At 32.6% G+C, this 10,913-nt stretch carries 11 protein-coding genes and 1 pseudogene; 3 read left to right on the top strand and 9 right to left on the bottom strand.

Annotation, left to right across the window (positions count from 1 at the left end; all coding sequences use genetic code 11):
• Window positions 1-1,132: 1,132 nt before the first annotated feature.
• On the bottom strand, window positions 1,133-1,297 hold the full coding sequence (locus SH601_RS16680; RefSeq protein ID WP_319959473.1) for a hypothetical protein: 165 nt from the start codon (window positions 1,295-1,297) through the stop codon (window positions 1,133-1,135).
• A gap of 56 nt (window positions 1,298-1,353) precedes the next feature.
• Complete coding sequence (locus SH601_RS16685; protein ID WP_319959474.1) at window positions 1,354-1,878, bottom strand: restriction endonuclease; 525 nt, start codon at window positions 1,876-1,878, stop codon at window positions 1,354-1,356.
• Window positions 1,879-2,721: 843 nt separating this feature from the next.
• On the opposite strand from SH601_RS16685, the gene SH601_RS16690 reads away from it, so the two are divergent.
• Window positions 2,722-4,140: an SNIPE associated domain-containing protein gene (locus tag SH601_RS16690; RefSeq protein ID WP_319959475.1), complete on the top strand. Its 1,419-nt coding sequence runs from the start codon at window positions 2,722-2,724 to the stop codon at window positions 4,138-4,140.
• Window positions 4,141-4,529: 389 nt separating this feature from the next.
• Here the strand turns inward: SH601_RS16690 and SH601_RS16695 are convergent, their stop codons facing one another.
• The 5 genes and pseudogenes from SH601_RS16695 to SH601_RS16715 form a co-directional block, all read right to left on the bottom strand.
• The gene (locus SH601_RS16695; RefSeq protein ID WP_319959476.1) at window positions 4,530-5,627 is read right to left on the bottom strand and encodes a 3'-5' exonuclease; all 1,098 of its coding nucleotides are present in this window, start codon (window positions 5,625-5,627) and stop codon (window positions 4,530-4,532) included.
• 2 nt (window positions 5,628-5,629) lie between these two features.
• Window positions 5,630-6,061 carry a hypothetical protein gene (locus tag SH601_RS16700; protein WP_319959477.1) on the bottom strand — a complete coding sequence of 144 codons (432 nt, stop codon included), beginning with the start codon at window positions 6,059-6,061 and terminating at the stop codon, window positions 5,630-5,632.
• Between the two features lie 434 nt (window positions 6,062-6,495).
• Complete coding sequence (locus tag SH601_RS16705) at window positions 6,496-7,248, bottom strand: hypothetical protein (protein ID WP_319959478.1); 753 nt, start codon at window positions 7,246-7,248, stop codon at window positions 6,496-6,498.
• A 116-nt stretch (window positions 7,249-7,364) separates the two neighbouring features.
• Window positions 7,365-7,502, bottom strand: a pseudogene (locus SH601_RS16710) (hypothetical protein); the annotation flags it as partial.
• Window positions 7,503-7,693: 191 nt separating this feature from the next.
• Window positions 7,694-7,906 carry a hypothetical protein gene (locus SH601_RS16715; protein ID WP_319959479.1) on the bottom strand — a complete coding sequence of 71 codons (213 nt, stop codon included), beginning with the start codon at window positions 7,904-7,906 and terminating at the stop codon, window positions 7,694-7,696.
• A 354-nt stretch (window positions 7,907-8,260) separates the two neighbouring features.
• Between SH601_RS16715 and SH601_RS16720 the strand changes: the two genes are divergently transcribed.
• A complete protein-coding gene (locus SH601_RS16720; RefSeq protein WP_319959481.1) occupies window positions 8,261-9,022 on the top strand; it encodes a MerR family transcriptional regulator in 762 nt (253 codons plus the stop codon).
• Window positions 9,015-9,503 carry a DUF6516 family protein gene (locus SH601_RS16725; protein ID WP_319959482.1) on the top strand — a complete coding sequence of 163 codons (489 nt, stop codon included), beginning with the start codon at window positions 9,015-9,017 and terminating at the stop codon, window positions 9,501-9,503. The genes SH601_RS16720 and SH601_RS16725 overlap by 8 nt, the downstream gene beginning before the upstream one ends.
• Window positions 9,504-9,821: 318 nt before the next feature.
• Here the strand turns inward: SH601_RS16725 and SH601_RS16730 are convergent, their stop codons facing one another.
• Together SH601_RS16730 and SH601_RS16735 are read right to left on the bottom strand one after the other, a co-directional pair.
• Window positions 9,822-10,271, bottom strand: a complete 450-nt coding sequence (locus SH601_RS16730; protein ID WP_319959483.1) for a hypothetical protein — start codon at window positions 10,269-10,271, stop codon at window positions 9,822-9,824.
• 533 nt (window positions 10,272-10,804) lie between these two features.
• The coding region (locus SH601_RS16735; protein WP_319959484.1) for an IS3 family transposase at window positions 10,805-10,913 on the bottom strand (109 nt) is incomplete at its 5' end.

A 10,913-nucleotide genomic window follows, 5' to 3' on the forward strand; every position in this document is an offset into this window, starting at 1 on the left:
GTGTAACAATTTTAGTATTACTAAAATATTTCATGTTTATATGTGGACGACTTCAAGTTATAAGCAAATATTTTGAATGAAATTATTTATGCTTTTAAATAAAGTTCAAAACACATTTATTGGTTACTATTCTGCTATCAGTATAGATGGTTTTGTTGTATAATTTTCAAAGGATGGTTAAAGATCAAGATGCGAAAGAAAGTTTATTTAAAGAAAGTCGCTCCAACTAGGAATTTATTTCTCTTATTATTAAATGCTATTATGAAAAATACGCTATTCTTCAACGCTAAGTATTGTAATAATACTCCCAGATACTTCCTTCAATCCTATAACCTGTTAATTTCAGTTTACTCTTCGTTTAAATACAACTTGTTCCTATCAAATTTTATTTCCATTAGTCTTTCGCTTCCACACAAAGATAGAAATATAATTTACAAATTTAATAACCCTGTATACCAAACTTCATTAACTTTTTAGGTAAAATATCATCTAAGTTTTGAATCTCGGTATCTTGTATCTGAATCAGGTTAAAATCATACTTTTCATAAGTTTTTAATTTTTCTTGCCTGATATTTCGGATTATCTTCTAATCCCCAATACTCTACCAACTAGTAAATAAAAATCCGGATAGACATCCTCTTCAATTGGTAATTTTCTCTCATAAGCATGTACAATTCCTGACATGTATAGTCAATTATCAATTAACATTTCAGCACTAGATCGTACATAATGACCATCTGCAGCTCAATGTTTCGCTTCATACTTTTACCTGAAATCAACAGAACTCTTTGTTTCTTCCTCTTCTTTTGATTCTGTATCTTTTCTAGCTATTTCATTCATAGTTTCTACTAGTTTCTTATTCTGTAAAATACATTTGGGTCAACTAACATACGGAATTCCTGTTCTCTCGTATTCACATTGTTTCCCGCCAATACTTTTGCCTAGTGTTCTCATAGTCCATCCCTTAATAGATTTCTCCAAAGATCCAATATCTTATAAAATAGGATTTATTTTAAATTTAGATATTCCAAAGTGATTACTTAAAGCTTTTGCATTTATAAATACATCCTTTTTATTTGTCGTTTTAAATATGCTATTATTTTAATATTTTCATTCCATGGTATGTATTCTCCTATTTTCGGATGTTTTCCCCTTTCTCAGTCAAACCCCAGTTGTCATCAACTCTTTTAACCAAATTATTATCAAGAAGGATTTTAAAGACCTGCTTTACATTCATTTTCAACTCTTTTGAGAGCGCTGTAGTTGATAAGTATTTTGTTTTTTGAGAAGTAGTCATGATTGATTAATCTCCTTTGCTCAGTTTTCTAATCAATATTTACCTCATGAAAATCATTATGCACTTTTGTTATACTTAATCATCCAATCCATTAATTCTAAACGGTCGATCAATCTAACGTAATTTGAATGAGCTAATTTAATTGCCTGATTTGTAAAAAAACTATTAGTAATCACCCAGCATTCATCTGCTTTATAATACTTTTGAGCAGAAACTATTTCTTGTACAGCTCGAACTCCAACGTTTTTCTTATATCGTTTTGCTTGTATAACAATTTTTTTATTAGTAGTAACCAAAATAAGATCTGCGCCGTAGTCTCCGGTTTTTGGAGTTAATTTTACTTTGTATCCTCTATCTTTTAATAATATAAGCAAGTATTCTTCGAATTTGTTACCTGACATTTCGTCAATCTCTTCAATACCTGACCTTTTGAGTCTATATTCCTTTATAATTTTTATAATGAATTCATAAATCACAAAAAAAGCAATGAATAAAATGATACCTAATGTAAGTAAAGGATCCGCGGCTAGTATAGACCACAATAACTCAATTCCTATTTTGAAACCCTCGAATATATTCATCTTAGTTTTCTCCTTCTATTATCTGCCTTCTCATTTATGTATTTTGAGTTCCGAATCATGTTATAACTAATATCCTAAGACTAATATATCATTTAAAAAGAATGACTTCTACCCATCTTAGGAATTTATTCTCTTTTATACAATCTATCATTCACCAAGTCGAGGGTTTTCCAAAGGCATATATTATAAAATTTCAATAAAGTAATTAAGTATCTCACTTTCAACATAATTCATATCGCATTAATCTATTATTCCAAGATCGTTTTTAAAAATTGAATATGTTTTATAATGAATGTTACCTAACTTCTATCTCCTAATTTATGGAACACTAGAGTTTATCCTCTTAATATCGGAAAAGTTTAACACACTATTTTTAATGTCCGCTCCCCACTTAGGCCGCCTTGAAGTAAGAAGTCTTTATACCTCACTTGCTTTTTGTCTATTGTCAAGACTGATTATCAACCCAAAACCAAGTAAAATATCGGATTCTTAGAATTAGGTAATTTAGCTTATACCTTAAGATTTTATTTCTCAAACCTACTCACTTTTTCTATATAATAATTTTTATGATTATGGTAAAATTTAGATAAGTTTTATCTAGTAAAATCTTAGACAAAATTTAATAGAACATCGAAATACAAAAAGGTTATTTAAATAGGAATCAAGCAAAAAATAGGAGGGTAGTTCTTTTCTTACTTAACGATTATGAAGTTTAACTTGAATTACATTACAATATATTAAAGAGGAATCCTACTAAAAGTATTATTTTATCATCCAATAACAAGAGAATCGTCTAGCATCTAAAATACTAACAATTTTATTAAAAAGGAAAGGAGTTTTTTTATGAATCAAGTTAAGTGGTACTTATCAACATGGTTTATTTCTTTATGTTTTGTTTTTTCACTTTTAATTATCCCATTCATTGTCGGAATCATTTTACTAATCCTAAGAATTAAATTAGACAATAAAATTAAACAAACTTGGGAAGAGCACGGATTTGATCAAATAATAGATACTCAATTTAAAAAAGAAGAGATTGATAAAGAAATTAGGAAAGCACAAGATAATGCTGAAAAAGATATGGCAAAAAAACAAAAACAAATAGAAATGTTGGAAAAACAAGTTTCAACACTAGAGAATAATAAAGATCAAAAACAGCAGGAATTAATTATCTTAGAGGACGAATTATTATATCAATCATTTGGTTTTTATGACCCGAAATTCGAGTTGGAAAACTCAGAACAATATAAAGAAAAGCTCTCTGATATAAGAGCCAGACAAAAAGAAATGGTAAAAAATAAACAAGCTACAAATCATTTTGATGAATGGACGTTGGAAGGAAGCAAGCAAAAAGGGAAGGTAATGAATAATAATAATATTAAGCTTACTATTCGTTCATTCAATAATGAATGTGATGCAGCCATTGCTAATGTAAAATTTAATAATATTAATGCAATGGAAAAACGGATCAAAAAATCTGCTGAACAGTTAAATAAAACTAATAAGCATAATCGTATTGAGATTAAAGATTCATATGTAGCATTAAAGCTGGATGAGCTATATTTAGCCTATGAATATGTCCAAAAGAAAGAAGAAGAAAAAGAAGAACAGCGACAACTAAGAGAACAAATTCGAGAAGAGAAGAAAGTTCAGCAAGAGATTGAAAAACAACGAAAGAAATTGGAAAAAGATGAACAACATCACAAACAAGCCTTAGAACAATACAGTAAACAATTAGAAAATGCTAACGAAGAATTAAAATTAGAGATAGAATCAAAAATTCAGGAAGTAACGGAACGTATAGAAGAATTAAAACAAGAACAACAGCAAGTTGATTACAGAGAGCAAAATGCTAAAGCAGGATACGTTTATATCATTTCAAACATTGGTTCATTTGGCGAAGATGTATACAAAATTGGAATGACCAGAAGGCTTGAACCAAATGATCGTGTTAAAGAACTTGGTGATGCTTCAGTTCCTTTCCCCTATGATATTCATGCCATGATATTTTCAAACGATGCTCCAGCACTTGAGGCCACTTTACACCGAGAGTTTGAAGATAAAAGATTAAATTTAGTAAACCTTAGAAAAGAATTTTTTAGTGTATCTCTTTCAGAAATAAGTGAAGTAGTTAAGACTAAACATAATAAAGTTGTAGAATTTACTAAACTAGCAGAAGCAGAAGAATGGAGAAAGAGCGAGAAAATTAGAGAAGAGAAAGCGGAATCTAATCAACAAGAGAAGATACTCACTCACATTTAATGTAGTTAAACATAAGCGTTATTAAAAATCATAGGCAATTTAAGAATTGGCACATTAGAGTCAGAGTCTCTCCGTATGGACAATTGTCAATACGGAGTGCTTCTGACCCTTAGTCCCTTCTTTTCGCTGTCTCTGTTCACTCTTAGGTTGGTTCTCCATTCATAATAACCACTTTAGAAACACCTTCAACTTTCGCAGCTAGAAAAATGCGTTTAATATAACTAGTTGTAAAGTGTGTCACTGTTCATGATTGATATTATTATAGAGTTACGCGTAATCATAAAGTAGAACCTCAATGCCCCTTGTAATTTTTTGGAGTCTGCTGAGAATCATTCCTCAACATATATTTCTTGATAAATTCTAAAAAGCCCATGGTACCTCTCCTTTTCTTAGTTTAATAGCATTTGATTAAATTTTGAAAGAGGAATGGCTTCAATTTGTAATTCTTCTGCTTTCTTTAATAATTGATAGTTACCATGATCGGAATAGATGATCATATCCACCTTATAGCCATTTGATCCTTTATTGATTCCAGACACACCCAATTGTTCTGTTAAGATGCTTTCCACTTTACTTTGGACGTTAAAAGGCAGTAATGCTATGTTTACTACTTTCCCTTGAAATGCAGGTACTTTGGTAAATTGAGGGCTTATTTCTCTTTTGACAGTATGGTTGTGATATGTAACCGTAGCTGTTTCTAAATTCATATCTTTCGATACAGCATCGATAAACCATTCATCTGTTTGGATTTCAACTCCTAATTCCCTCGCTTTATCTAATTTACTACCTGGATTTTCTCCACAAATTAAAAGATCTGTTTTCGGTGACACACTTCCCGTTACTTTTGCACCACATTTAGATGCAATTTCTTTCATTAACACCCTTGGGAATGGACTTGCACCGGTAAACACAATTCGTTTATCCTTAAAAAGGTCACTTTCTCCTTCAACTTTTGCTGACGCTTCTACAAACTTTTTAAATTTTTTGGGCGAAACCTTGTACAAAGGAATCCAGGTATTTGGATTCGCTTTCATAATAACTTCATAGAGTACTCTAACATCATCCAATGCTGTATGTGTTAAGGATGAATCGACATTATAAAAATTAACGAGATATTCTAACGAATACGAAAACAAATGTGGATTTTCATATTTTATGGCTCGTATCGAATCGTAGCACTCATAATTTTCATCTAACCAGCCATAGTGCACCAAGAACTTACGATCAAAAGGAACATTATGTGCAACAATTGGATAGCTATAGGTATCGATAACATTTCTGAACTCACTTATTTTGGATGGATTCTGAGAGATATCGGCATATCCTTCGCCCATACCCAAATGGATTAACGATTCATCTTCCACTTCTGCAATATGCACACTATCAATGATGTTGCCATCTTCCAAAACCAATAAAGCTACTTCATAAATTCCTGAATCGACGCTAAAATCAAGTGTTTCAATATCAACCAAAATCATGTTTTTCATACTTAACTCTCCCATCTATAACTGTACTTGTCTAAAAGATATTGATCTAGCTTCTCCTTATTTTCAAAAAGTATTGAGTCCTTTTCCGAATTGAAGTGATAATGAGCACTATAGCTGCTTTTTCTAATCGTAAATGTAAGCGAAGTGGTTTTCCCATGTTCATTCTTCATTTTGATAGTATCTTTATATACAGATTTGTATTGATGTCTGCTAATTTCTTTTCCCTCTTTTTTTATTATGAATAAAGCATTGTTTTTGCAGTTGTGAAACTCTAAATCCTGATACTCATATAAACCTTGGGAGCTCCAACATTTTAAACCTTTATCTAAATGCATTAACAACATATCTTCTCTAAGAAATCCCCACACACGAACCTTCTTATCATCGATTTCCAATATGGCACTTTTTAATTGATTAACTCTTTCTTGCAACATCTCAATCACACTCCCATTATATGAAAATTCTTCAATATTCGTATTCTTTCTAGACAACTTGGATCTATTTCTTAAATTCCTCAAATTGCTTCTCTTTACAATTTTAACGATTGAAATAAGTAGACCGGTATCATTTAGCTACAGAACATCCCTACATCATTAACTCAATTCCTGAATCACCCGTTCTATCCGCTCCACCTCTCCAAACGGATCCTTCCACCAATTTCGACTCCAAACCCTCTCAATCTTCCATCCTTTTGACTCTAAAAACCGCTTCCTATAAATAAGGTGTCTTCGAAAACAACTCTAAGAGAAGGTCCACCTATGTCTACTAGTTATAACTGAAAAATTGATGATCGCCCTAAAGGTTAGCGAACTCATTTATTTAAGTGATTGCCAGAATACGTAAGCAGACTTCCTGTAACCTTACTATTTTAATAACCAATCACTTCACTAGAAACTCGAGTAATTACTTCCTCAGATATCTCATTAATATCCAACAAGTAAACTTTGTTCAACCTAGGATTAAAAATTCCTAATTGTTCAATTTTTTGAAATTCTTCATGAACAGAGTGTTTGCCCATTAAATAATACATTAAGAGTTGCAGTGTGTGTTTGTTGGTAGGCTCATTTTTTGAAACTTTAAAATCCCATAAGGTTGATTCAGTTAGAAAATCACCATCTCCAGTAGAAACGATTTCAGTGTATCCCCCTTCAAACATGAAACCTTCTTGTACAACAGGACCATAATCCTTCCAAAACGAAACACTACGCTCCACCATAATTTTGACGTTTGATATGGTGTCGTTATCAGCATTAATAGACTGGACTGGTACATACGCTCTTTTGCCCGCTCTATAAGCAGAATCAAATCCAGCTAACTTACAAGCATTATTAATAGATTGGTTATCAATACCAACAACGCCTTCTAATAATTCCATTGCGTAATCGTATTCATTCACCAATTGAGATCCTAAAATAGCAATTTTAAAAGCTATTTCTTTTGGAGTACCCATTGTAAACCTAGCAAGATAATCGACAGTTATGCCCATCAAAATGCTATGTATATTTTCATTACCATATAGTTCTTTGTCATCCACCCTGTTGATAACATTAAATTCCTTTGGTTTAATATAACCACCTCTTGGCTGCTTCACTTGCTTCACTCTATTCGTTACTGAAACCATAAATAGCCTCCTCATCCATTTAGTTATTATTAAAAAAAATCTATGCGTACTACTTTTCCTTTACACTAATTATGTTGATATTGAAAAATCACTTTTTTGATTTTATTAATGTTAGCCTAACTCCTTAACCACCCGATCAGCCACTCCACCTCCCCAAACGGACCCTTCCTCCAATTTCGACTCCAAATCCTCTCAATCTTCCAGCCTTTCGATTTCAAAAATCTCTGCCTGTAAATATCACGTTCTCTTGCTGCTGGCGAACTATGTTACATCGCTCCATCACATTCTATCCCTAATACATACTTACTCGGATCATTTGGCTCAACTACCGCTAAATCAATCCGATAATTGAGTCGCATGAACTCAATGTCACCAACGCTAAAAATATTGGCCTAAATACTGGATACTAAATGAATTTCTTGCTTAGCGCGTGTTACCGCTACATTTAAACGGTTTTCTCCACCTGCTTGTCCAAGTGTGCCAAATTTGGTTTATCATCCACAAGCGCTTTCAATACTTCCATCGGATCTTTCTCCACTTTAGTTAATTCAGCTAGATCGAATGTCCATTTATTATACATTTTCAGCAAACGTATAGAACGGTTGCTTCTGCTAATATCATTTAATCGGTCACTTAATATCTGTAATTTATCCTTCATTATTATCATCTGTTTTTAACATATAAGATGGTTCCATTATACTATATTTGGTAGTGGAGCGAAAAGTGTAGATAAATAGGAATTTCTAAATTAATTTTAAAGATATATTGATCTTTTTCGTATGTTAATGAAACAAAGGAATGGTTTAGAAGTATATGTTTACTCCGTTGCTTCATTTCATGTATCACATCTTGCATATAACTATACAAGAATAAAAGTGATTAATAGAATACTTACGTATGTTTTTTCAATGATAGGATAAAATGATTAATGATTTAACCAAAATCATTAATTAACTATAATTGGCATATTATTAATCAAGAAGTTATAATGGAGGTGAAAGAGGTGAGAATGATGACTGCGACAATATTTGAAGAAACAGAAAAAGATATTGAGAATGCTTACAAGTCACAAAACAAATCAAAGATTGAAAAAGAAACAAGCTATGTCTTAAGCCAAATAATTGTCATAATGTTAGGGACATTCAAGGATCGGCTAAAGGAAATCACTTTTGATACGTCCTACCTTCATTTCAATGATCCATACATTTTATCGGAACAAAACCGTTCAGCATTACTGAAGTGGTTAAAACGTCTGATGATGCTCCATCAACCAACTACTGATTTAGAATTTGGGAAACTTAAGGTAGACTTAGAAGAATGGTATTATCAAATTAGTAGTCAGGAAATTGGCTTCGAATATCGAGATGACTATTTAATCAAACCAAAACAAGCAGCAGAACTTTTAGGTGTATCTAACGTTACCCTTAACAAATATATGAAACAGGGGTTTGAACATATAGATACGTCTTCTCATAATAAAATTCCAAAACATGCGGTAGAACTTTGGAAGGATCCTGTTTATTGCATTAAAATGCAATACCTGTATCAAGAGAGGAAGCGTTTACATCAAACACCCGAAGAACGTTTAAGTGAAGTTCATGAAGAACAACTGCAATATAAAAAAAAATACAAGACTCCTTATATTGAAAAAGCCTTCGAGGGGATGAACATTGATGCGATGGATGATCCCTCTGATTATTATGAATGGCGGGATTTGCTTGAAGAGGAAGAGGAGTTAACCAAACTAATTATAGGAGAGAAGGATATTGAGTAGTAGTGAGTTGAAAAGAGTTCTTCTCCCAGCCAACATCCCAGAAATATTAGGAAAATACGAAAACTTATTATACAGTTATCCTCAGGTTGCACCGAAGGATTCTATATATGGTAATTATAAGAGGACGAATAATAAGTTATCAGTACTATTTCCACTAAAAGAACACCCTGTACACAGGAAGACAGGATTACATGCAACTGAAAAGTATAAAGATGGTTTAGTCATCGAGTATCATTACCAATGGAAAATTATTATTCCAAAAATGGGCAAGTTGTATCCTCATATTTCTGCTTGGGAAAATGAACCTCACGATGCGCCATGGACTCCAGAGAAATTCAAAATAAAAACCGAACCACATCACCATCATCATGTACCTGGTGACAGAGAGCAACGAAAAGAAAATTGGGACATTTTAACCTTAGATGATGCCTTTGGTTTCGTTGCTCATTATATACATAGCGGTGAAGAGTATAAGCCATAGAGGATCTCGATTATTGAACAAGGTATTTATCTTTCACTTAGCTTCTTTAATTCGTTCTGCGTTATTCATTGCTTTCATAATCTCTTCAGCAGTCATCATTAACCACCTCGTTTAATATTAGATCTATTTACATCAATTATACAGTAGACAAATTCAAAAACAATGACATTGGAAAATGTTATGAAATTTAAAAAATGCCCCCTTCTATAATTAAGAAGGGGGTCATTCCTATTGCAAACGGCTACTATTTTCTTCCCTGGTAACCATTCACCAGTATTGACAATGATTTAGCAGGGAGGAAAACAAACACCTGTACAATTATGCTCTTGTAAATCCCTCTTCCTCTAAATAGGCTCTTGCTTCATTATATGAACGAAAGGTACCATCAAGATTTTGACCGGCATACACGTTCCACAAATCTTCTTCGTTCACTAAAAGGAGCGTTTGTTCTTCTGCATTGATCCATTGCTCTTCTTCAGACTCCGTTTCAGTGAAGGACAAGGATTCGATGGACTTTTGGATCACAGTACGTAATTCCGCTTCAGAAAAGTCTCGGATATTAATCATGCCTTTGTGATCCGTATCATAGTCATTCAGATATTCTGCATAAACAAATCCATTTCCATTCGGATGCAAATGATACACTACATTCTTTTTATCATCAGCGCTTTCTTCATAATGAAAATTAACTCGATTCATCGATACATTATGTCTTGTTAGTTCAGGAAAAGATTCCACTATTTTTAATTTTTGTTCAAAAGTTAACATGTTACCTCCATTTTTAAGACAGATAAGATTAATCTAAATTATAACACTATAGTAGAACATCACCAAATCGTTTGATGAGTATGGAGTAGGATGAAAGATTACGCTGTGACACTCACATATTTTTCATAAAGCAAGACTTCAATCAGCGGGAGTTTTTGACTCCCATTGAACTTATCAGGACGTTAGCGTCATCTCATCTCCCTTCACCCAAAGAAGGAATAACAAGGTGCGCCACCCCTCATATGAAGCCGATCTATTGATAAAACTATTATAACATCCCCATTAATTAATAGATATTTTCGACAACTTTTTCAAAAAAGACTTTACCTCAAGTAAATCCCATTCAAAATCACGAAAAAACATGTTATAATAAAATTAAGAAATGTATATACTAAATAACCCGTAGCGGACACTACGGGTTATGGATAAGCGGTTCCCCCAGAGGGATCGGCTATCGTGTGTGATAGACCTCTCCTAATTACTTCTTGGGCAAATTGAAATGTACCCTTTGTCAAGGACATTTTAAAAAAAGACTAAGCTACATTGTCAAGATGATTCCTGTATTGCACAGGGGTCATCTTCTTTAAATTCCATTGATATCTATAATGGTTGTAATAAGTCATATAACTCTTTACTTCATGT

The organism is Gracilibacillus pellucidus, assembly GCF_033949965.1.
Classification (GTDB): Bacteria; Bacillota; Bacilli; order Bacillales; family Amphibacillaceae; genus Gracilibacillus; species Gracilibacillus pellucidus.

Excerpts from the sequence above, each read along its gene's own strand:
- SH601_RS16680 (WP_319959473.1), bottom strand. The coding sequence starts at position 1,297 with ATGACTACTTCTCAAAAAACAAAATACTTATCAACTACAGCGCTCTCA.
- SH601_RS16685 (WP_319959474.1), bottom strand. The coding sequence starts at position 1,878 with ATGAATATATTCGAGGGTTTCAAAATAGGAATTGAGTTATTGTGGTCT.
- SH601_RS16690 (WP_319959475.1), top strand. The coding sequence starts at position 2,722 with ATGAATCAAGTTAAGTGGTACTTATCAACATGGTTTATTTCTTTATGT.
- SH601_RS16695 (WP_319959476.1), bottom strand. The coding sequence starts at position 5,627 with ATGAAAAACATGATTTTGGTTGATATTGAAACACTTGATTTTAGCGTC.
- SH601_RS16700 (WP_319959477.1), bottom strand. The coding sequence starts at position 6,061 with ATGTTGCAAGAAAGAGTTAATCAATTAAAAAGTGCCATATTGGAAATC.
- SH601_RS16705 (WP_319959478.1), bottom strand. The coding sequence starts at position 7,248 with ATGGTTTCAGTAACGAATAGAGTGAAGCAAGTGAAGCAGCCAAGAGGT.
- SH601_RS16715 (WP_319959479.1), bottom strand. The coding sequence starts at position 7,906 with ATGAAGGATAAATTACAGATATTAAGTGACCGATTAAATGATATTAGC.
- SH601_RS16720 (WP_319959481.1), top strand. The coding sequence starts at position 8,261 with ATGACTGCGACAATATTTGAAGAAACAGAAAAAGATATTGAGAATGCT.
- SH601_RS16730 (WP_319959483.1), bottom strand. The coding sequence starts at position 10,271 with ATGTTAACTTTTGAACAAAAATTAAAAATAGTGGAATCTTTTCCTGAA.